This is a genomic window from Mucilaginibacter sabulilitoris (assembly GCF_034262375.1).
Classification (GTDB): domain Bacteria; phylum Bacteroidota; class Bacteroidia; order Sphingobacteriales; family Sphingobacteriaceae; genus Mucilaginibacter; species Mucilaginibacter sabulilitoris.
Window position 1 is genome coordinate 4,948,708 of sequence record NZ_CP139558.1, and the last position, 23,729, is coordinate 4,972,436.

General features: G+C 44.3%; 17 protein-coding genes. 10 read left to right on the forward strand and 7 right to left on the reverse strand.

Annotated features, from left to right (window positions below):
- Both SNE25_RS21360 and SNE25_RS21365 read left to right on the forward strand, forming a co-directional pair.
- Entirely contained in the window at nt 1-5,052 is a 5,052-nt protein-coding gene (locus tag SNE25_RS21360) for a hypothetical protein (protein ID WP_321561034.1), read from the forward strand.
- 3 nt (nt 5,053-5,055) lie between these two features.
- Nucleotides 5,056-5,478: a hypothetical protein gene (locus SNE25_RS21365; protein WP_321561035.1), complete on the forward strand. Its 423-nt coding sequence runs from the start codon at nt 5,056-5,058 to the stop codon at nt 5,476-5,478.
- 25 nt (nt 5,479-5,503) lie between these two features.
- On the opposite strand, the gene SNE25_RS21370 is transcribed toward SNE25_RS21365, so the two are convergent.
- From SNE25_RS21370 to SNE25_RS21390, 5 genes are all read right to left on the reverse strand, one after another.
- On the reverse strand, nt 5,504-6,412 hold the full coding sequence (locus SNE25_RS21370) for a type 2 periplasmic-binding domain-containing protein (RefSeq protein WP_321561036.1): 909 nt from the start codon (nt 6,410-6,412) through the stop codon (nt 5,504-5,506).
- Nucleotides 6,413-6,430: 18 nt separating this feature from the next.
- Complete coding sequence (locus SNE25_RS21375; RefSeq protein ID WP_321561037.1) at nt 6,431-6,601, reverse strand: hypothetical protein; 171 nt, start codon at nt 6,599-6,601, stop codon at nt 6,431-6,433.
- Entirely contained in the window at nt 6,582-7,271 is a 690-nt protein-coding gene (locus tag SNE25_RS21380) for a hypothetical protein (RefSeq protein ID WP_321561038.1), read from the reverse strand. Before SNE25_RS21380 ends, SNE25_RS21375 begins: the two co-directional genes overlap by 20 nt.
- A 19-nt stretch (nt 7,272-7,290) precedes the next feature.
- Nucleotides 7,291-7,740 carry a hypothetical protein gene (locus SNE25_RS21385; RefSeq protein ID WP_321561039.1) on the reverse strand — a complete coding sequence of 150 codons (450 nt, stop codon included), beginning with the start codon at nt 7,738-7,740 and terminating at the stop codon, nt 7,291-7,293.
- Between the two features lie 312 nt (nt 7,741-8,052).
- Entirely contained in the window at nt 8,053-8,832 is a 780-nt protein-coding gene (locus tag SNE25_RS21390; protein ID WP_321561040.1) for a hypothetical protein, read from the reverse strand.
- Nucleotides 8,833-8,961: 129 nt separating this feature from the next.
- On the opposite strand from SNE25_RS21390, the gene SNE25_RS21395 reads away from it, so the two are divergent.
- The 5 genes from SNE25_RS21395 to SNE25_RS21415 all read left to right on the forward strand — a co-directional run bounded on the left by SNE25_RS21395 (nt 8,962) and on the right by SNE25_RS21415 (nt 16,808).
- Nucleotides 8,962-9,771, forward strand: a complete 810-nt coding sequence (locus tag SNE25_RS21395) for a response regulator transcription factor (RefSeq protein WP_321561041.1) — start codon at nt 8,962-8,964, stop codon at nt 9,769-9,771.
- Nucleotides 9,772-9,796: 25 nt separating this feature from the next.
- Entirely contained in the window at nt 9,797-10,639 is an 843-nt protein-coding gene (locus SNE25_RS21400) for an alpha/beta fold hydrolase (RefSeq protein WP_321561042.1), read from the forward strand.
- Between the two features lie 778 nt (nt 10,640-11,417).
- On the forward strand, nt 11,418-13,364 hold the full coding sequence (locus SNE25_RS21405) for a tellurite resistance TerB C-terminal domain-containing protein (protein ID WP_321561043.1): 1,947 nt from the start codon (nt 11,418-11,420) through the stop codon (nt 13,362-13,364).
- A complete protein-coding gene (locus SNE25_RS21410) occupies nt 13,361-14,674 on the forward strand; it encodes an ATP-binding protein (protein WP_321561044.1) in 1,314 nt (437 codons plus the stop codon). Before SNE25_RS21405 ends, SNE25_RS21410 begins: the two co-directional genes overlap by 4 nt.
- Nucleotide 14,675: 1 nt before the next feature.
- The gene (locus tag SNE25_RS21415) at nt 14,676-16,808 is read left to right on the forward strand and encodes a DEAD/DEAH box helicase (RefSeq protein ID WP_321561045.1); all 2,133 of its coding nucleotides are present in this window, start codon (nt 14,676-14,678) and stop codon (nt 16,806-16,808) included.
- Between the two features lie 683 nt (nt 16,809-17,491).
- Here the strand turns inward: SNE25_RS21415 and SNE25_RS21420 are convergent.
- Entirely contained in the window at nt 17,492-20,152 is a 2,661-nt protein-coding gene (locus tag SNE25_RS21420; protein WP_321561046.1) for a TonB-dependent receptor, read from the reverse strand.
- A complete protein-coding gene (locus SNE25_RS21425; protein WP_321561047.1) occupies nt 20,149-21,060 on the reverse strand; it encodes a GLPGLI family protein in 912 nt (303 codons plus the stop codon). Before SNE25_RS21425 ends, SNE25_RS21420 begins: the two co-directional genes overlap by 4 nt.
- 173 nt (nt 21,061-21,233) lie before the next feature.
- Here SNE25_RS21425 and SNE25_RS21430 point away from each other — a divergent pair, with 173 nt between their 5' ends.
- The 3 genes from SNE25_RS21430 to SNE25_RS21440 all read left to right on the forward strand — a co-directional run bounded on the left by SNE25_RS21430 (nt 21,234) and on the right by SNE25_RS21440 (nt 23,663).
- Nucleotides 21,234-22,445 (forward strand): sensor histidine kinase, encoded by a 1,212-nt coding sequence (locus SNE25_RS21430; protein WP_321561048.1) that lies wholly within the window; start codon nt 21,234-21,236, stop codon nt 22,443-22,445.
- The gene (locus SNE25_RS21435; protein ID WP_321561049.1) at nt 22,442-23,131 is read left to right on the forward strand and encodes a LytR/AlgR family response regulator transcription factor; all 690 of its coding nucleotides are present in this window, start codon (nt 22,442-22,444) and stop codon (nt 23,129-23,131) included. The genes SNE25_RS21430 and SNE25_RS21435 overlap by 4 nt, the downstream gene beginning before the upstream one ends.
- 205 nt (nt 23,132-23,336) lie before the next feature.
- On the forward strand, nt 23,337-23,663 hold the full coding sequence (locus tag SNE25_RS21440; RefSeq protein ID WP_321561050.1) for an Imm32 family immunity protein: 327 nt from the start codon (nt 23,337-23,339) through the stop codon (nt 23,661-23,663).
- Nucleotides 23,664-23,729 lie beyond the last annotated feature (66 nt).

Here is a 23,729-nt window from a genome sequence, read left to right on the forward strand (position 1 = left end):
ATGTTACAAATACTCATAGATCCGTCCATGTTGACTGGCGTCATCCAACAATCCCCGCAGGAAACTAACGAAACTGGGGTTGAAAAACCCTGGAATTGTGAAGTTTCAATCACCATTGCAGGATGTGCCTGGTTTAATAAAGAAGACCCTACGACAATCAGGGATTTTGCAAGCGCGGAGGAGTTTCAGGATTTCTTTTATCCATGGCGCTGGGCCGGAGAAAAACCAACCCATATCCGTGTCAATTGGCTGAATAATGAAAATGATCCCTTCTTGCCCGTAACAGACCTGGAATTGATAGACAATTCATTTGATAGTTTTAATGCTGATGCTGCCACAGTTTCCAAATCTTATGAGGATTGTTTGACGACCAAAATTATACAAGGCACAGGTCAGGGTACGATAGCAGTAAGTAAAGATGATGTCATTCTGAATTATGAGGAAGTTACCCGTTTTGACCCTGGCGCCCCCAGTAAAGAGCATATCAACAGCGAGATAGTGATCACCGGGCAAGGATCCGAACTCCACCAGAGCCATATGCAAACGGGCTATTCCGGTTTCTTGTCCAGCAGGATGGCTCAGTTTGCCCAAAAAAACTGCCCAATAAATGCGGCCCTCAACTTAGTCTTCTTCGCTAAAGGGGAAAACCTCTCTAAATTGGAAACCCTGCCCACCGGCTTTATTGCCTATCCGGTGAATTTAGGTAACGTTCACAGACGCTGGAAAAACCCCTCAGCGCAAAAAATAGACGATATAAAATACAGGATCACCTATGATGCCGGCCCCAATATGCAATTGGTTTGCCCTATAACACCATTGCCGCAAAAAAGCGCCGCGGATACGCCGATCCGGCTTAGGGACGATAACGGTGATTATCTCGGTTATACGGATGTCAGCGTTTATGACGCAGAGGATTTGCTTAACAAACTGGTTTTTAAAGAAAAACTTATCAGAAAGGCGATCTCCATTTTTGATTCTCCTTCGTTATTTTACGATTATTTAAGTCATAACGCCCCGGCTGTAAGCAACATCGGTAATATCGCTGATTTACAAGTATTTTATGAAAACGTGAATAAAATATTGCTGGGTTTGATGCGTGACCGGTACAACTTGGAAAACCCGCTTAATCAGAACAATACCGGTCTGATTTTAGATGGACTTACACCCGGGCAGGCATCCGGGAATCTAAAAGATACGGACTTTTCGAAGGGCCTCATCAAGTTGTATAACGAGAAGGCCCGGGAATTAAATTTGAATCTCATCGCTCCCGGCAGCATCGATGCGGTTATGGTAAATTCAGCCGGCCTGATCAGATCTGAGGGGTGGGAAGCTATTTTGAAAGGCTATGAGGCTGTAGAAAAGGCGCCGCCCAAGTTTACCGATGGCGCAGTAGAACCAGATTCAGTTCAGAAATGGTTGAGTTGCTGGAAAACATTGGTAGTAATGCGGGATTTGGAAGCGAACAAGCAAACCATGACGGCGCAATTCAGGTCGCGGATTTTAAATGTTTTCAACAGCCTCTTCACAGGTGAAACTCAGCAGGCCGCCAGGAGCTTATTTGAAGGAATAACCCTTGAATTTTTCAAATATTACAGCGCCGGGAACCTGTTAATCGAATCCATATTGCTTGATAGCAATAAAAATGATGCCGAAAGCCAGTTTAACAGCGATGATACCGCCGATATCAAAAATACACTCATTAATACCTGTTTGACAGCTTACCTGTTGAACAGGAAAGACAAAAGTATTTTCTCTTCGATCAACGATGAATTACAGCTGATAGACCCATTGAATATAGTACCATGGAATGGGCTGAAGGGCTTCCTGTTTACTTACGATTTTAATAGTGCCACAAGCGCTGTCCGCTTAGACTTAGATGAATTGACCGGCAGCCTGCTCAAGCATCCAGCCGACCTTCCGCCCAATGTTTTGATCAAGGTAGATTCACTCGATACAGTTCCGTCCGGCGGTGCCATCCAGGATGACCTGAGCAATGAGATCGCGGGACATCTGCTCTTGATGCGGAGGTCAAAAAACCTTCATGTCAACGTGGATGAACTCGAGGAATGGAGAGCACTCAACTGGAGCAGGATCAATTTAAATGATATGGTCAACAAGAAAACTTTGCCACTAATCAACGACTACCTGGTACCCAGCTTTTTACCGGAGGCGGACAATCTTAAGACTACACACTTGACGCTCTCGAATGAACGGCTTTCATTAATCGCCGGACATGATACTTTTGATGAAAACGGCGCTAACGCCGACCACACGGCAAATTTTACATTTTCCTACTTATTCGAAAACAAGATCGGAAATAACGGGAGTACCCATACGGCAACTATTCCCCCGGCTTATGCCTTGTGGTACGGTTACAACTATAACTTCGCGGGTTTTGTGGCGCTTAACAGCGGAGTGATCCCCAAGGTGCTGAGGGGGCCAAATGCTGGCAACTGGGTCATGCCCTCCATCGGCAAAAACGAGGTAACCAGCTTTAAAACATACAAGCACCTGCGGAGAGTGGCGGTGACCCAGCCTTCAACCATTGTCCAGGCTGCAAATGATAACAAGCTGGCGCCCCTACCTCTGGGCCTGTTACCGCTGGCCTGTGAGTTACCGGAATGGTTTGCCGGTAACGATGATAAGGGGGCCGGGACAGAAAAAAACCTCCCGATTTACCTGCTATACGATAACAATAAAGGCGGAACACAGAGATTTCTGGAAATTAAAGTGGGCAAGCCAATGACCAACTTCTGGAACTGGTATGCCTGGAACGGCTGCAACTTGATATCTGACCAGGGGAAAACCCAATTAAAGACGGTTTTAAGCCGGGAGATCACCGTCCGCGGAAGCAACAACTTAGTAAATGAATACTTGCACGATCCTGCCCTGTCAAACGACCTGGTAATTGTTGTAGAGCAACTTTTTCCATTCAAAGCCGACAAAAAACCAGAGTATTTTAAGCTCACATTAGATCAGGGCATTCCCCCTGCGCCGCCAGGAGAAATAAATATCACACCGATACCACCTGGGCTGATCAGAATAGAAATGGTAGCCAATATTCAAGATTCAACCGCAGTAAAATTTATAACCACAGATAATATAACCGGAAATAAAAAGATCGAAATTCCTGAAGGCTACGTAGTGCGGGTAAGTATCCATGGCCTGACCAGGCGAGAATATTTCGCTGTAGATACAAGCCGCTTCCATCCCTGGATGAAAACGATAGTGAATGCCCTTTCATCGCTTGGCGATGAACTCCCCGGCGACTACCTCACCCAGCCCACTCAGCTCATCTTTGAAGCGGCGATGAAACCTTTTAAAAAGCAGGATGCGGATACAGTGCCCTTGATTGAATATGATAATATCTGGAAAGATATAATACCGGCCGAAAACCCGGATCACCAGGTTATACTGGATATGGAAAAAAAATCTATTGAGTACGCCTATTTCAGCCGCTACAAAGTAAGTCACCAGGTTTGGCACTGGAACGGGCGGCTTGCAGGGGATCTCTTAAAATATTATGCAGAAATGCCTCCGGCCATTGTAACCAGCCCTCCGAATTTACTTGCTGACCTGAACCCGGTTCATGGAGGCCAGACAAACTTCGCGATGAAATGGGAGGCCTGGGAGTTTTCCGACAGACCGGATTTTTCCGCTTTGGAAAATACCGGGAATTTAAAAGCGGCCAGGATCAACCGGCCGGCACCCTCTTACGAAAAACAAACGCTGTTTACCGACAACAGGCCGGCCGACGACAAAGCATTATATTATCGGTTTAAGTTCGAATTATTCAGCAGATATGAATTGTTGGGAGGAGATTACATCGGCTCGCTTATATCAGAAATTAAAATATCGGATCGCATTGCGAATAAGGACATCATCAGACCAAATCAATGGAAGAGATATATCAGGCCCAGCAGGAAACCTGCCGATTCAATTTTGACGAAACCCGTAATTCGTTTTGTTATCCCATTAACTGCTTCAATTGATGAGTGTTCACCTTTAAACGAAATTGGCGGCGCTCCGCTGATGATCGTCGTAAACGACCGGTGGTTTTCTGAATTGGGGCTGGCTGAAAAACTGGAGGTCGGGATCGAACTGCAAAAGTATGACGCAAAGGACCAGCCTTCCGAATATTACTTAAATGGTGGCCCGGATCCGATACTTTCCGGAAGTGGGCTCGCGCAGGTTACCTTAACTGCAAACACCTCGATAGAATATCCTATACCTCCGCAAGGTAGCGAAACAAATCCATATAGCAGGAAAAACCCGGTAGCTGTATTTCTGCCTGAAGGCCCGGCCGGGCTCACCTTTGACATGGCAACAGCCACGCCAAAGCTTCTCGGCGCTACGTTTATTCTGAAAGCCGAGCATATCAATAAATTTCTTTCCGAAAACGCGGAGGTTAAAATGGGGGCCTGGTCAATGGTACAAATATCAGCCAGGCGAAGTATCAACAAGGCTTTTTGGGACACGCCTTCCGCGGACGCCCCGGAGATCAAAAGTGAATGGACGGCGGGGGAATGGGTACAGCTACTCCCGGATACCAATTCCCTTATCCCGTCGCAGTGGAAAAAAGAGCATGCGAACTATGGTTTTGTCAAATTAAAAGCCGAAGGAAGTAATTTAAGAGCCATTCAGGATTTTATAATGCCCGTATTAAAGGCAGATGTTTTTACCGATCAAAACAAACAGGTTGTTCTGGAGTCAAAAACGGAAAAATACCTCATTATCTCCGAAAACGTAACCAACGCCGGAGGGCTTCCCACAGAAGTGTACAGGGCAACTTACCACTACAAAGGCGGCAATATTTTCATCTTGAACGACCCTCACAAAGATGGCTTCAGTCCGGATGATCTCAGCGAGTGTTTCGCCCGGATCATTGTCGTCCGTGTAACAGGTAAAACAACCGATGAAAGTAAAAGCCTTTGGGAAATGCTTTTTGGAGAAAACATAAAGCGGACTATTCCATTTGGCGAGATCCAGGAAGATCCGGCGGCAGCATTGCCTCTGATCAGCAAACGTATATCAGTAACAATAACACATTAAAACATGGGAATTACATTTAAAATCACGCGAAAAAACGGAGGAAAAGCAGAAGGCGTATTGAGCTGGCCGGAAAAAAATTTAAGTTCACCGGCTGTATCCGGACCCTATGGAGCCGGATTTATCGAATCAGGAGCTTATCGCGCAAGACGGAATGTTTTGTTGGACAAAGACGGGATCCCGGCCTATTGCGACCCGAACAGTAAATGCTGGTTTCAATTGCTGGATCCCCAATTTCAGACAGCAAGAACTGATATCGGGATCCATCCGGATGGCAATGTACCAGGAACAGAAGGCTGTATTGGAATTACAGTAAACGATACCAAACCCTGGTATGACGCGCTTTACAGTGTTGCCTCCGGTTCGTATACTACGGTAGATGTCACTGAAGAGATACTCATTGCTGACAACGGTAATGGGGACGTTTAACATACCGTGCTCAGTTTGATACGATTTAAAACCAATCCCTTTTGAAGATTTTTTTTCTGGAGTTCCAGATTGGCGCTTGAGCGACCAGTTTTCGCTCATCATAAACTGCCAAAAGCTCAGCGCCAAACTGACTGATGAACGGTACAAGCACATCTTCACATTGAAAATGCCACCACTCCGCACACAGGTATGTTTCCGGGAAACAAGCCCTGGATCCAATACCGGAAAATCCGTTTTGCCTGGCTATGTCGGTAAAGTCTATTACCTGGGCTGTTTGCTGATTAACGGAGATTGATTTTGTAGCCGGATGATAAACAACTTCATCAGCCCTCGAACTCCCCATCGGCGATACCACCTTATTCCAGACATTCCAATGTTTCGTTCCTGCTTTTTCGATAAGGTAAACCCCGGATGCAGCACCCGTCATTCCGGAGTTGGTATCAAGATCAAGTGCGATACCTGTATAATGCATAGACGTAGCTGATCTGCCCGCAGAAACCGTTGCATTTATTGGTCTCAGCGATCCCGTGGATGTCACCATGCCGCCGTTTTCATGGACCGTATGATACAATTTCTCATAGAAAGGAAGCACATCAGATCGCAGGACAAACGGAATTGTTGAGCCTTGGAAGGCATCATTAGGAATCCCGGTCGAAACCAGTTTAAGTTTTCTGTCAATCGTCCATTGTTTCTGGAGCTCCCACAAAGTTTCTTCACCGGGAATGCCATCGGGCTGCTGAATATCCATCTTATTTCGTTGGAATTCTTTGACCAAGTCGCTGATATTAGTCCGGTCGACCGGATCGGTCGGTGTAATGATGCCATTAAAAACCAGGAGTTCCTTTAGCCGCGCAAAATACTGGGTTTCTACCGGCGTAAAACTGTCCAGGGATATCCTAAGATAAGTAAGGAGTGATTGTAGTTCTTCTGACATGTCGATAATATTAAATTGTTATTTAACAAGTAAACCCGCGATCAAACCACCGGCTAAACCACCAACTAAAGCCCTCCACCACCAATTCTTCCGGCTATCACGAAGTACCTCGTTGGCTGCACCCTTTATTTTGTCGTTCGGATCTATAGTTGTCTCCAGGTAATATGGTTTAAATGGCGTAGTAAGCATAGTATTGTTTGCCTCGTGATCGTTTGAATATCCCCGATTCCGCTGTTAATACCCTTAGTAGAGTCCAGCAATTCCGCTGTTTTTTTAATGATGTCCTTCGAATTGCTATCCAATTGAAAGTACCGCTCCAGGCTCCTGATCCCTGAAACCAACAGCAGCTTGCATTGTGCCATAGGATAATAGGCGTCAGGAAATTAGAATCATCAAAGACATTAAGGGTATTGTCGGCTTTGTTGTTGATACTAAATAAAAATCGCACCTCTGGTTCAAGAAGTTCCAAGCTGTTCAAGTAGGCTTCTATTTCTGCGTTTAAATAGAAATATAAAAAAGAAGTTGGCACAGGCTTACCATGTACTAGGGGATTTACACCATACATTCTAGAGTTTCTTATCTCTTTCCGTACCTCATCCATTAGCTTAGGCAAGCTTTCGGTTTGCGATCGCAGTTTATTCCTTGAATCCGGTTTTCCCTCCCGCCTGCATTCATCGAACAATGTCTTAAAATCGGCGAGCGGCACGTCGACTTTCCGGATCGAGTTTTGGAGTGTATCACCCTCACCGGGAAAATTGGCGAGCAAACCCTCCTTTTTCCAGTCCTCAAGATCTTTATTCCGTACTTGCGCTTCACTCTGGATACTGAAGCCGGTCGCGATCAAAAGCAGAATTGACATTATTTTTTTCATAAACTTTTTAATTGGTCGCATTTTCTATATGGGAGACTTTCCGTTTGATTTCCTTTACATTGGTGTTAATAGTGTCGATCTTCGCCGCCGACAACGTATCTTTTCTTAGCATCAAAGTAGTATCATGCCGGGTGATAATGAAAATACTGGTATCGCTTTTACCATGCCCCTCATTATCCGTGCCTCCCTCCCCAGCCCCTCCCGATAAAATATTTTTAACATCGCCTGCAGTTGTCGCGGATATAAACGGGGCGCTCACATTGATCTCTGCGTCTATGACCGGTTTGAATATAGGGATCAGCAGCCAGGCGATCACCGTTAAAAAAAGCCATAACCGGTTGCTGATAAAAGCAGTCGCCTTCATTTCCGCTTCCACCGGTTTTTCAAATAATTGCTGAACTTTGCTGATCGTATTGACATACAGGTAGAGCGATAACGTAGTGAAGAATATACTCATCAACATCAGCATTCCTTTTGCCTGTACACTTCTCAGCTGGATCCCTAAAATTTTTTAGCCGATTTATCCAGTTCTTGCCTGATATTTAAAAGGCTTGCTTTAAGCATTTTCAGAAACTGAATATCTCCCCTGCTCAATTGCGTCGAATCGCTGAATCTAAGGGAAGAATGGTAACGCTTAGCATTTTGAAAGTTAGGTTGCCGGCTCAAATCCCGCTTTGATATTAAAACCGAAAGGTTATTATGAAAGCCAAACACTTCTTGTCCCCAAGCCTCTAGCAAGCAGTCATCAATAATATATGACTTTGAATCCTTAGCAGTTTGCCTGGTGAATTCCCCCGCTTTGCGCGAAAACTTCAAGAGCATGCCAGTTCCTGATGGTAGAATCGGTCTTAACCAAGCTATCTATGTAATGGATCTGGGGCGTGACGGTATCATTAATTTGCTGTAACCCGAAGCCAAACCGTCCGGCCTCAGTGCCAGCAAGCTTATTCTCTCCGTCACTGCGACGCTTTAACCAATTGGCCAGAAAAAGGTAAGCCACAACGAACAGCAAAAGACCGGCGAGCAACGAAAACACATACGATTGATAAAAACCACTTTTGGCCTTATCTAAACGCTCCTTTTTCAGACCGGAGCCTTCAATAAAACTTGACGCGAATTGATAACAAAGCCGTAGCAAGACCGTGTTAATGACAAAATATAACGCCAGGATTGTCCAAAGAATGAAATCCTCCCAATGCAGGTAAAATCCCCAGACCGTTACAGCAATCTGGCACAAAATAAAAGCTGGAAAAACCCATATAAAAACCCGGCTGCACTTTTCAAGTTTGCCAACTTCATTAAAAGGCGGCATGTATTTAATCAGCAATTTATGATGTATGAAAAACCAGGTTAAAAGCGAAACAGGCGCCAAAAGAAAATAAACAAGGGTGAAGGATCTATAAGCCGTCAGATAACCGATCCTCAGTAAATTATGAAGATAGCTCCAGATCTGCGGCGCCAGCAGCTGGAAGGACACCACACTGATAAATGCAGTCCAGACCAGGCTCTTCAAACTGCCTAAGAAATTATCGTCGGTGGTTTCTTTCATAGCTTCACATTGCACACTTATTATACAATATGAAATTATATTATGCTACGTATAAAATAAATAGCAATTTCTTGTCATTTTCCATATTAAATTATTGTAAATTGCTGATACCTAACACTAACTTACGACATGAACAACAGACCTAACCCCACCTGGCTTCATTATTTACACATCTCAAAAAACAAAACCAGCGATTTAATACTGGAAGACCCCGGTCCAATAGAGACCATGATCGGCAACCTGAGCGGCAATTCCTTTGACCTGCTTGCGCATAACGCTCCGGTTGTATACCTGAACGATTACCGCAGCAACAGTTACGTTTTCATGTCTAAAACGATCAAATCGCTTTGCGGACATGATGCCGAAGCCTTTATCAGGGGCGGCATCGGGCATGCCGTTAGTCTCTTCCACAAAGATGACCTGCGCCTGTTCAATGAGCAGATCTTCCCTGACCGCCTGAAATTTCTCAAATCCATACCCGCTTCGGAACATAAGAATTATTTATTCAGCTATAACTTCAGAATAAAAACAAAAGCGGGGCATTATATCAGTATTTTGCAGAAAAATACTTTCATACAATCTGATCTTAGGGGAAACCCGCTCATGAGCCTGGGCATGATCTATGATATTTCCGCCTATGCCGACCCTGCAAAGACCGTGCACACCATCGATAAATTCAGCACTGACGCGCCATGCAGTAAGATCCAGACCTTAGAGCAGACAAATTATTACCTGGATGACCGGTATAAACAGTTCTCCAACCGGGAAAGAGAAGTGCTCTTATGGATGGCCGACGGCCTAACTAGCAAGGAGATCGCCGACAAGCTCTCTCTCAGTGAACACACCGTGATAAACCACCGCAGGAACATGCAGGAAAAGACCAACACCCCCAACGCCATCAGCCTGGTCGCCTACTCCATCAAAAAGAACCTGATTTAATGACCGTATCTCCCCCTAACCTACTATGAAACCCATTCATGCCGAAAAACAATACCTGTCCGTCGAAGGCATCACCATCGCCTACCAAGAACGAAATCCCGACCAACTCAACACCATATTTTTTATTCACGGCAACTCCGGTTCCGGGCGCACCTGGATCAGGCAGCTCGATGACCCCTTATTCGACGCTTTCAGAATGGTCGCCTTCGATCTGCCGGGACATGGCGAATCGGCCGTACCACATCCCAGCACTGTCTATTATGCGGTCACGGGACTCGCCAGGATCTTGGCTGCGGCTATCAAAAAGCTGGCTGCGAATAAGCCCTATATTTTAGTTGGGGTATCTCTCGGGACCAATATTTCCTGCGAATGCCTGCCTGAACTTGGCGCTAAAGGGATCGTATTGATCAGCCCCTGCATCATAGGCGAGGATTACCCTGTTCATGAAATCTTTAAGCCGGATGCCGACCTGCGTACGGTTTTCACGGATGATCCGGATGAAGCTCTTATCCGACAGACGCTGGAAGCCTGTCTTTATAAGACTTCAAGAGATCTTATCGCCGACATGATATCCGATTACAAAAAAGTAAAAGGAAATTTCAGGAGCCTACTCTATCAAAGCGTCCAGGATCAGCGGTACCAGGATGAAGTCAAACTTCTGGAACAAAGCGGGCTTCGGCCTCTGGTGATCTTCGGCAGAACGGACCCCATCAGCAACATCAATTATTTGGACCACTGGCAGGAAAATGTATGGTCAAAGGAGATTCACAAATTGAACAGCGCCAGTCATTTCGCACACCTCGACCAAAACGATTCAATTAACCAGCTTTTATACCATTATGTAACGGATTCACTTACTGATCAATAACACATTTATCTCAGCATCTCCAGTCTACCAACTCCGATTCCCAATCCAGAAAAGCTTGATCGGCCTGTTGGTGACTGTATAGTCCGCTGTATTCTCTCCGAAATAATTGCCAATATAATCAATCTCCTACTCTCTCGACACACATATATATCAACATTGCGTACCCCTGCATTTTTCTTAAATGAAACCTAAACCCGCTCTCAGTTTTAGTTGAGTGAGCATTAAGTGAGCGAAGCAAAAACATACAATACCACTTTGATAATAAATTACTTAAGTAAGGATTAGACTCTTCCGGACAAATCCATTGTCACTTTCGTTCAGAACGATTATAAAAAGTGCGCTAATTCCATAATAAATTTATAAGCATAACACTCATCTTACGAGATGAGCCAATAATATTTGTCATAAGGGTACTATTTTCTAAATTCCTCTAAAATTGTCTATTGGTTCATAAAACTGTAATACAATAAGCTTAATTTTTGCCTTCCATATTAAGAATTATGAATATACTCAAACTTAATTTTGACCGGCACAGATCAAAACCAATAAAGAAGGAATATAGAATCAAATTAGTTACTATAGTTGAAATAATAATAGATTTAAATAATATCAACTTTCACGCTTTGAAAAGATTTGCCGATTTTCTACTTTTATTATCCTAAACATTATCATGGCGGGAATACTTATTTTTTTTATTCTAATCTCTCTGTTTTTTCTCCGAACAAAGAACAAGAATAAACGACCAAAAAATTCTGGGTTTAATCCTATCAGGCCGCAAATGAAGCCTATAATCAATCAACTACAAAAAAGAGATGGTATTACCGTTAGTAGATATCAGCAAAAAACACTGCCTGTAAAAATAGCCGCTGTCTTTCAGACTGAAGCAAACCAGCACTTTGGAATCGAATGGCAAAAATTCCTTGTGCGCTGGTCTTCAAAGCTCACCATTTCCAATCAGCGCATACGCGAAGAAATAGCATCGGCTTATGAAAAACTACAGTCTAAGGAACGCTGGGAGTTCTTTGATAAACTACAATCACAAGAAAACAATTACGAGGATCTGCATACAGGGGTGTATCGCCTTCTCCTGGATAAAAGATTTAACCAGGCTAACTTACTTGAGCTTTTCCGGAACCTGCCCAAACAAACAAAATCCAAACCTATGAATGCTCCTGAGATCAGTGCTACGGCAGTAATTCGGTCCATACTTGATGCCGTTAATAATACCAAAACAGCGGTACAAACCGATGACGCGTCAATAGTGGAAATAAGCGGACCAGCAATAAAGATCAACTATGAAACACCGGCGCAACTCGCCGCCCCTATAATCGAAAGCGCACAATCAATAATCAACTATAACGATAATCAACAGCCTTACATCCAGCCGCAATCCGCCGGTATTTATAATTACGATCCCGATCAGTTTAAACTCGGGAATCTCTACCGTGAAAAACTCAACCTTAGCGCACAGGAGATCCTATGGCTGAATAAGTTCTCTTATTATAGCAATACATTCACCGGAATAGAAAGCGCCGTAATTACCGTCATAAAACTATATCTCCTGTCTCTCAAAAAGATCGTGAGACGCTTTGCAAACGAAACCTATACCCTTTCGGCCATCAGCGAAGACATTGGCAATGCCTTTTTTAAATACTGTAAGAAAAATTATAACAACACTTACGGAGATTTTGAGCTTTACTATAAAGGACAGGCTGAAGCAGAGCTTTACAACACATTCTTTAAAAAGGCAGAACAAGCCGTAAGGGAAGCATGGGATCATAAAAGAAAGATCTCTACCGAATTTATGGTTAACGTTCCTGAGGCCTCAACCATCTTCAAAACGTATCTTGAACCGGTTATGGACGCGATCGTTGAAGCGCTGATTCCGACCATCAGCATGCCGGATGAAGAAACCGAAGTACAACTCAATATAGCCACCACTACGCGCTGGAAAGGAAAGTTCGAAGATATCTTCCGAACAAAAACCGGGGATGAATTAATTCATGCTCTTTACGAACTCGGCAGGCTTAATCGTAAAAACCCTGCTGTAGAAAATGTCTACTATGAAGCCTCCAAATTCTTGGCTGATATTAACAAGCCGGAATCGCTGCGCTTTTATCTTCGCTATATCCACGCCGACCTGAAATCAGCTAAAATCGACAATAAAGCACTCAATAAGACTGTACAGAAAAAGCTTTTTGCAACCGAAGCCCAACTTGAAGATTTCCAGGCGATAGTTGCCGAGCTCAGCATTACACAGAGTCTTGGTCCTGCGCTTGATCGCGTCACCAACCTATACAAACCCAAACGCAAAAAGATCGTACTGGATACCGAGCAGATTTCATCAGTACGAAGGCAGCACAGCGGTACTGTAGAGATCCTGAACACCTACTTACAAGATGACGAAGAAGAACTGGTAACTGTATTAACGGAGATCATACCGGTCACCGGAGCTCCGCAAAATACCGAAATAAACGTAGTGACGACAACTGTACAGCTCAACCAATTGCAAATAGATTGCCTGCAGCTTTTCAAAGAAAATGGCAATGCACTGGAAAGTTCCGCGCTGGAAGCTTTTTCGATCAGCAGGTCGGTATTTAAAAATCAGCTCATCGACAGCATTAACGACAGTTGCTATGAGTTGCTGGACGACATATTAATTGAAGAAGATGGCGATCAATATATAATCACTGCCATGTACCTTAACCGAATATTCATATCATGATCACCAATATTAAACCAAAAGAAGCAACCGCCATTGTCAATTCGCTGATCGGCGGCGTGGTACCCAAAATCGGCGTACAACATATCACCGTAGGCCGTTCGGCAGAGGTCGATGCTTTTATTCAGGCCCTCGAAGACGTAAAGAACGGGCATAGCATCGTTAAATTCTGGATAGGAGAATTTGGCTCCGGTAAATCCTTCATGCTTCACCTGCTGAATACGGTAGCGCTTAAACAAAAATTTGTGGTGGCCAATGCGGATTTTACACCGGATAACCGACTTTATGCTAATGACGGGAAAGGATTGGCGCTTTACGCTGCGATCATGGACAACGTCGCTATACAAACCAAACCGGAAGGCGGCGCACTACCTACCCTGTTGGATAAATGGATCGAGCAGATCATGATGGAAACCGCGCAATCCAACCAGATCAGTCTGGCGGACATACGCGACCAAAAACATGCTGACCTGATCAAGTCAAATATCATGAAGACCGTAAACGAGATCACTGAAGTTGGCGGTTTTGACTTTGGCTGGGTGATTATGAAATACTTTGAAGGATTCTCCATCGGTAACGAGCAATTAAAACGTAACGCCCTGAAATGGCTTAAAGGTGAATACCATACGAAAACAGAAGCCCGCCAGGACCTGGATGTTCGCGATATCATCAATGACCTGAACTACTACGATATGCTCAAAAACTTTACAAAGCTTTTTGTAAGTATCGGTTACAGCGGTTTTATGATCAATCTGGATGAGGCTATCAATCTGTATAAAATCTCCACTGCTGCTATGCGTGAGAAGAATTATGAGAAGATCCTGAGTATCTACAATGATTGTTTTCAAGGAAAAGTGGAGCATCTTTTCATCAATTTTGCTGGCACAAAAGAAGTTTTGGAGAACCCCAGGCGCGGATTATTCAGCTATCATGCTTTAAAATCACGTTTGGAGACCAATAAATTCGAGACTGCTGAAATCCGCGATTTTGCCCAACCGGTCATACGCCTGATGCCATTGAACCACAACGAAATATTTGTTTTGCTGCAGAAATTGCGCGAAGTGTTTGATTTCAATTACCAGATCAGCGTAAACGTCAGCGATGACGAGATACAGCAATTCATGGAAGAGTTATTTAATAAACCCGGTGCAAATGAATTCCTCACACCGCGCGAGGTGATCCGTGACTTTTTAAACATCCTGAACATCATCCGCCAAAATCCGGGCGTTGACAAACAGCGCTTATTCGGATCTATAACTATTAAAGACGAACGTCCTAACGAAAGCCTCCTGGCTGACATAGAAGAATTGTAAAGTGTTTGAACTATTAGCTGAACCCATCAGGAAATATGTGCGCGACCAGCGCTGGGAAAGTCTGCGCCCCATCCAGGAAGCAGCGATCAGGCACATTACGGAATCAGACAAACACCTGATCCTGGCATCCAGAACGGCCTCAGGTAAAACGGAAGCAGCCTTTCTACCTGTATTATCTAAAGCGAACTTCGCTGTTCCTGGTGTAAAAGTGCTTTACATATCGCCGCTTATTGCACTGATCAACGACCAGTTTGTCCGTGTGGAACAACTCTGCGATTATCTGGCTATACCGGTAACCAAATGGCATGGCGAAGCCAACCGCAGCGCCAAAGAGCGATTGGTACGCTCGCCTGAAGGAGTTGTGCTGATCACTCCGGAGTCCATTGAAGCCATGCTTGCCAATTCGCCTTATAAAGCAAAGGCACTTTTTGAAACGCTCGATTTTGTCATCATTGACGAAATTCATTCCTTCCTGGGAACAGACAGAGGCCTGCAATTAAAATCGCTTTTATCAAGACTACAGACGCTGAACAAAAGTCAATTCAGAATCGTCGGGCTATCGGCAACCATTGGCAGGGATAACTATATCTATGCAAAGCGCCTGACCGGCCAAGAAGATAAGGCCGTTGTACTTGCTGACACTACTGCAAAGAAAAGCGAAGCTTCCATACGTTATTTTAGCGGAACCGTAACCGAGCTCCCCTTAGCGTTAATGAAAGATCTTTACCTGAGTGTAAGCGATCAAAAAGTATTGATCTTTCCCAATAGCCGTGGTCGTGCCGAAGAAGTAGCTGTTAAGTTAAAAAAAATAGCGGAACGGGTCAAAGGGCATACTTATCATTTCTCTCACCATTCTTCCATCGATAAAGAGATTCGGGAATACGTTGAACATTTCGCTAAAAATAACGAGCGCAATCCATTCACTATTGCCTGTACTTCTACACTTGAGTTAGGTATTGATATTGGCAGCGTCGAGAAGGTCGTACAGATAGATGCCGCGCATTCCATTGCCTCCCTGATTCAGCGTATAGGCAGAAGTGGCAGGCGCGATGGAGAGATCAGTAAATTGCTTTTTTATGCCACGAACGAATGGAGCCTCTTGCAAACGCTTGCCTGTCTCTCACTTTACGGCGAAGGATATATTGAGCCCATCAGCGACCAGCAGGCGGTCTACGATATTTTGTTGCACCAGATCTTGTCAGTGGTTCGGCAATTTAATGAGCTTAGTGAAAAGCAACTTACGCAGCTAATGCTTGCTAACGCGGCATTTGCCGCTGTCCCAGTTCAAACTATCGGGGAAATCATCAGCCACCTGATCAGGAAAGGCATGCTCGAAGAGATCGGCGGCAAACTTATTATTGGTGTCGATGCGGAACCAGTTGTTAATAACAAAGATTTCTATAGCGTTTTTATCACAGAGCCCGCTTACAAAGTGCAATTCCAGGACAAAACGATTGGTGAAGTACCGCTGTCCGTTCAATTGGTAGAAGACCAGAACATACTACTCGCCTCAAGGATTTGGAAAATTATCCTGGTCGAACATGGCTTTAAAAAAGTAGTGGTCATCCCGGCGACAGATGGTAAAAAACCGCTATTTTTTGGTACTGGTGGTGACATACATTATAAAATCCGGGAACGTATGCTGCAATTGCTCATGGAAAATACGGCGTTTTCAGAAATGGATAAGACCGCGGTGCCGCCACTTGAAGAGCTGCGTGCTACTTTTCACCAATACCCGATTGAAAGCCTGGAAGATGACCGTCCTGTAAAGCAAAACCCAAAAGACCTGCATTGGTATACATTTCAATCCGGCAAGGTGAACCGGAGTCTCGCCTATTTATTTGACCTTGCCGGGTTAAAAACCATATCAGACGAACAGGAAAGCAAACTGATTCTTGATTGCTCCTTAGTCGATCTGGATCTATACCTTCAAAAGATCAAAAACTTAATGAGCGATCTCGATTTCCATTTAGAAAACACAATAGTTGCCGAACCTCAGGCAATGTCTTTCAGCAAATGGGCCGGCTGTTTACCGCTCAAGTATCAGGTTGAACTTTTGAAAGAGAAACGATATGACTTCAATTCAACGGTTTCATTTCTTAATCAAGTTAAATTCGTTGTACCAATGACTTAATGAAATCTAGTAAAAAGCTGTTTTTGATTTAAATAATTACCGCGTTGATACACTGCGTTCGCTGTACACAATAATTAAGTTAAATAGTTGCTTAGCACATCTAAAAATCCGATATTTATGCAGAAAACTAAGTAGCATAATAAGATCAATTAGTGACCATTGGTGAGGATGCGGTGAGCAGTGTCAAAAACCAACATAATGATATTGAAAGCGAGTTGGTTACGCGATTTTTCGCGTTCCCTCCGGCTCCACTTAAGGAGATGAACAAGTTTGTTTATCTCCTTTTTTATTATACATAATTCACTAACAATCAGAATATTACAAAGGGATTTTACCCCATCTAAAGTGGTTCGAAAAATCCTATCTGAAATAAAATGATTTTAAGTTCTCTTTTTAGAAACCGCATTTTGATATGATTTAAAGCGAATATGGGTTCGAATCCCCTTTCGTATCTAACATCCGTTCTATCTCGAAATTGTTTCGATCGATGTTATGCACCGGATTAAAAAGCAAAGCGCTCTTCGCCTTCCCTTTAAAAAACTTTAAATAAAGTTATTGATTATTGAAGTTTTGAAAAAATAGACATATGGCCGTTTTAGGGAAGCTACACCCTTTGCTTTTTAGTGTAAAAACATCTTTTGATAATATCTTTTACATCTTTAGAGGAGACTGTTTATTGGAAATCAAAGATTAAACAAAACCTTGATGAGTATAATCCTCCCCGGCAGGGAATAGGAACTGGCCATCAGCGTATTGGCCGATAGGTAAAGTGCATTATAGGTTTTTACGTTCAGGAAATTCAGAGTTCTGAGTTCGAAGTCGGTTTTCCATGGAGACACCCTGAATTTTACGGACGCGTCTGCAAAAAAATATTTCAGATCGGGATTACCCTTTTGCCAGGTGAAATAATGTTCACCTGAAAGATTAAGTTGCACTGCATCAACGGGATCATAGTTGACTGAGGCTTTCTGCACCACCTGATCGACCCGATAAACCGATGCCTCCACCCGCGAGCGGCTGACGGTTTGCATGAATAAAACATTATAGCTAAAATTTACCGCATTACTTACTTTGGTGGCAGCGCTCGCGTTAACAGTTTCGGATATGGTGCTGAACGGCAGCAGTGCATTATTCTGCAGCTGTACCGAGCGGCTGCTTTGCCAGCTTATGCCCCCGCTAAAGGTGGTGCGTAGTGCAAACGAATATTTGCTGATGGCGCCGTTGACCGTCCATGAATCGGTGCTGTTGGAATAGGGGAGCACGATTCCTTTTTGCAAATTATTGGTGATCACGCTCGATGTGATGTTATTGGCTCCGGTATGGCTATAAAACGCCCCTACGCTCCAGAAAAACAGGGTAAGGGCCTTCCGGTAGCTAAAACCGCCGCCTGCCTGCTGTATATGCTGCTCGGTGAGGTCGGCATTATTGGCATAAAGGGTGCGGTAATTGGTGAGGATGTATCCGGGGTAAACATTCTCTATCCCTCCTACCTGTTTTTGGTAACTGTAGCTAAAATTCAGGTAATTCTCCGCGCTCACCTGGTATTTTGCGCGAAATTGCGGACTAAAATACAAGTGCGTAAGGCTTTTGTTCAACGCGTAAAAATTATCGGAATAACTGATTTGCTGGAGTGCAAGGGGCAGGGAAAGGTTTGCTTTCAGTACCGTTCCGGGCAGATCGAAGTCTGCTTGGCCATACAGCTTTTTCCTGGTCCAGTTTACATGGTTCAATGCACTGTCCAACTGCACGTTAGTACTGCCATTATTTTGCACGACATTTAATCTGGATGCAAGTGTTTGTGATTGAACGCTAAAACCTGTTCTGTAGCTCTGCGTAAACAGGTTCCGCGGTATCCTGAACGCGAAATAGTTGTTGGTGTACCAGCTGGGTATATTCACCGTTTGTACTAGTCGGGCGTACGGTACATTGTTATTGAATACGGATGCATTATACCCAGGGCCGATCACCATATTCTCCGGCTCCGCAGAGTGGCTCATATATGAATATGCCTGAATGATATTATTTGACTTTAACGATCTGATCATATTGAATTCATTCGAAAAGTTGAGCATGTTATCCTTCAATGCCTGGTTAACTGTCGAACTATTGGTTTTCAATTCCGAATAATTGGCGGTATTTTTTTGATCGATCAGCAAGGCATCGCTCAGGTAATAATTAGCCCGGTTAATATTCAGCGTAAACTGGGTATGAAAGATATTGGGTATTGAACGGTTATGCTGCGTTTCGTTGTATTTTACGGTGTCTCCGGGTAAAAATATAGTGGTCTGCTGGCTGTAATCCTGTTTTTGCGTGTCGTGTACGTAATAAGCGTTCATTCTTAACTGCACATTATTTTTCAGGTTTACGAGGTTATTTATGTTGAGAATGCCCGACTGGTCGAACAAATACCTGTTTTCCGCCAGTTGCGGTGTATTTACCGTCCCCAATGAAAGCAACGCCTGAGGTGCAGCGTTTTCTGTCGGTTGGGCATGCGATACCATGTCCTGCTGTACATTGTAGCCTGTATTATTGCCTGCCAGGTAATTGATAGCCTTGTAACTATCCTTAAACATCATAGCGTTTAAATTTACGTCGTAATTGCCTGGCAATCCGGCGCCGACACTTTCCATGCCTATCAAATGCAGTTTTGCCCCCTTTTTAAAGGTCAGGTTCAGGGCTACGTCTTCGCTCATTACCTTGTTTTGCAATACCTTTATGGGTTGGCTATTCTGAATCACCTGTACATTGTTCACGGCTCCCTGCGGAATGGTGTTAGTAGCAATGCCATATTTATCGTCGAGCAGGTTATCGCCGCCGATAAACAAAGCAGAGATAGGCTTGTTGTTATAGCTGATGGTGCCGTTAGCGGCCACCGATATGCCCGGTAGTTTTTTGAGCACATCACCTATTGTCCTGTCCTGCGGGTTAGCGAATTCGGATAGCTTATAACTCAGCGTATCGCCGTTGACACGTAATATCGGCCGGCTGTTTTTGATCACTACTTCCTGCAACCGATTTAACTGCACGGCAAGTGTAAAATCAACCGGCACATCAAAGCTTACAACGTTTTTGGCTGCGCTTTTGTAACCCAGGCAGCGCACCTCTATGCTCAGGCTGTCCGCAGCAGTACCGGCCGGTACTTGCAAGGCAAAGCTGCCCCTGCTATCGGTTATCGTATAAGCTACAATGGCATTACCGGTACTTTTCTTCAGGTTAACGGTCGCATAAGGTACCGCCCTACCGGTGGTATCTTTTACCATTCCCTTTACTTTTTGGGCATAGCCCGCGGCAACGGATAAAGTGCATAAGAGCATCAACGCCAAAACCTTTATCAAGGGCTTCATTTTTTTTCCGGTAATTCTATCGGATTATTATTATGTTGTACATGGTCGGAAATCGCTTTAATAGCATGATCGCCTCCCTGCCCACCTACGCCATCGGCCGCTACCACGCCTTGTGCAAGGGCACCGGGGTTCTTCGCCATGCCCGCTTTCAGTTTATCATATTCCTTTTGTGTGGCTTTGATCGCCCTCGCCGGCGGCACTATGATATTTGGGTTATCGTCTAAGCCCCGCAATATCGGGGGAACATCCTTTTCAGCTACGCCGGCGCCGGTTATGGGCTTTATTTCCGCAAAAACCGCTCTCTCCACACCGTCAAACTGAAATATTACTTCGTTTTTTGTATCACGGGCATCTACGATCACGCCGGGCAAGCCGTTTAATTTCCATGGGCCTGTATGCACCGGCAAATCAGGACAAAACCATACGATGTAATCCCGACCTTTAAAATAGCCTGTGGCTTTCTGGCAATGCAGACCACCGAAAGTTGTGGTGTCACTGCTTATTTTCCAGTCGATGGCAGGCATCGGGCCATCTATCAGGTACTCATCGACCATCACATAATCCTTCGTCAAAAATTTTTTCGCATTCGGGTACTGGAAATATTGAGGGCGCAAACCCGCGCCACTCCTATCCACCGTCACCCGCCCATCCGGGCCGTTGGCTGCCGCCTTGAGGTATGCTGCCCGGAACTGTGCATCGGCCACCATCCCGTCGTAGCTCTTATAAACGCTCGTGCTTTTGCCTACCAGCAACACCATGTTTTCTGTGTAGGGATGCGCCCGGTCGGTAGTATCCCTTACATGGCTGAACTTATAATGCACCAATACCCGTGCCGTATCCGTTTTTTGAGCCTTAACTGTTAAAGCCAACAGGGTGAACACTGCGGCCGAAAAGATAAATCGTTTCATAATTTTATTGTTTTTCAGGCAATAGTAGGGGCACATTTCCAACTGTTCAAATTTTTGTGATGAACGGTACGGATTGTTTATCCGGCAAAATGACAGGGCTCCTTCATCACAAAAATCGGCCGTTCATCACATTATTTACCGGTGACTTGTTATAAGGATTACCTTTGTTTTATATGATTGCTGTTAAGAAAAACGATTGGATAGAGATAGCGCTTCATATCGCTTTCTGGCCAGCTGTTTTCTATACATTACTGTTGCTAACGGTCCCGCACATCAGTATGCGGCTTGATCACAACGGCACTATTGTGGACAAGGACATCAGGCATGTCTTGTCGCCCGGTGTTTTTTTTACGCTTGGTATGCTCGTCGTATTGTTCTACGGCAATGCACTTTGGTTATTAAAAAAAACGCTTCATTATAAAAACATATTGATAAGGGTGATGCTGCCGCTTGTTTGGCTTGCTATCATCCTGCTGGCAAATAACTACCTTCATAACCAGCTTCCCTCCCACATTGAAAGGGATGACCCTGTTGTAAACATTGTGCAACAGTTGCCCAACCAAAAACAGCTCACCATCCGTGGGTTCGCACCTGATTCGGTAGCCCGTATACCGGATCGTCTGGGCCACATACAAAAAGACGGGGATGTCCGCCCTATTGTATTACCCGATGGTGGTTTCTCAAATATGGTATTGTTTATATTCATTATTATTTTCGGCCTTTCTATAGCTTATTTCTTTTTAAAAGAATGGGCCAGGGCCGAAAAACTTCGCTCGCAGCTGGAGGCTGTACAGCTGGATACAGAGATCAAATTTCTCAAGGCGCAAGTGAACCCGCATTTTCTGTTCAATACACTCAATAACCTCTTCTCTATGGCTTTAACAGAGGGAAAAGGTGAACTGGCGGGTAGGATCGCCAAATTATCGGGCATGATGCGCTATATGCTTTATGAAAGCAACACAGACCAGGTTTCTCTGGAGAAAGAGATCGGCTGTTTGCAGGACTATCTGGCCCTTCAGAGGATGCGCTATGCCACTAACGAGCTCGAAGTTAGTTTTCACTATCCGGAGTCTTCCACCGTTGCCGCGGTGCAAATTGCTCCCATGCTATTCATCCCTTTCTTAGAAAACGCCTTTAAGCATGGTGTTGCCATTGGCAGGCAATCCTATATCGAATTGGCAATCTCTGTTAGTGCGCAAAAGCTGGTTTTTACCTGCGAAAACATCGATCACAGTGCGGTGAAAAAACTACAGGAAGAAAAAGGCGGCATTGGCCTGGCAAATGTCAAACGCCGGCTGGACCTACTCTATCCCGGCAGGTATTCGCTGCAGACTGGGCCGCAAAACGAAAACTATATGGTAACCCTTCAAATTAACCTTTTATGATCACTTGTGTCGCCATAGATGATGAGCCGATGGCCCTGGAAGTGCTCGAGCTTTATTGTGCGGACTGCGATCTCGTTGAGCTGAAAGCCGTCTTTCGCGAGCCCTTAAAAGCCATGGCCTGGCTGAGCCATGAAAAAGTCGATCTGATCTTCCTGGACATCAATATGCCCGAGATCAGCGGGATGCAACTGGCACAGTCACTGTCACCCGGGCCGATGATCATCTTTACAACCGCCTACAGCCATTACGCTGTGGAAAGTTACAACCTCAATGCTGTTGATTACCTACTCAAGCCGATCATTTTCGAGCGTTTCCTCACGGCTGTGCAAAAAGCGGCAAAAGTTCGCTCCTCCGAAAACATAGACAACAGTAATGAATTGACCGTTTACTTGAAAAGCGGCCCACAAACTTACCCGGTGAAGCTATGCGACATTCTTTACCTGGAAAAAGATGGAAATTATATAACCGTTCACCTCAAAGACAGAAATATCCTTATCCGTGAGAATATGAGCGCTGTATTCGACCTGGTGCCCGTCTCTGATTTTATCCGTGTACACAAGTCTTTTGTCGTAGCTATTAAGCATGTTACGATGATCGAGACTCACCAATTGACGGTTAACGGTGAAAAAATACCTATTGGTAACACCTATCGCGAAGCAGTGCGCGATATATTGGGTCTACGCTGAGACATACCCCTACGCATTTTAGAAATAGAAAGATCTCGGTAAAGCGGGTTATTGCCGTATTGGCTAAGAATAATATTGAGGTTAACGACGATGAGGCAGCTTCAAAAAGTCTGCAATTAATAATTGCAGGCTTTCTATTTTTAGAGAAAAGGATAGATTAGAAACAACTTCTCTTAGTTTTATGATTACATTATTTACCAACTATATGAGAAAGTACAAATCACCAATCACCGGACATTTGGATATAATAGTAACTCAAAATGAAGATGAATTAGAAGGTATCAAAGAGCATTGGAATGAGGTTTTAATTCATGGTGATCCGGAAGGATTAAGATCCCTTGCCAACATTCTTCTAAAATTGGCGGACCTTGATCAAGAGAGCATTGCAGATCTTCCAATTGGCGCCGGGGAACATGAGCATCTGCAACCTAAGTTTGATCTTTCAAATAGTTCGGAGGCTGTTATTATAGGTCGCTTGGATGCCAAAGGTACAGGCGTCTTTTATGATCGTTATGTTCCAAAAGAACGTTAGGTCTTACGGATTGAACTTTAGTGTTTCATTCATGCTTATTTCTATTGATCTCACCATATATCCAAA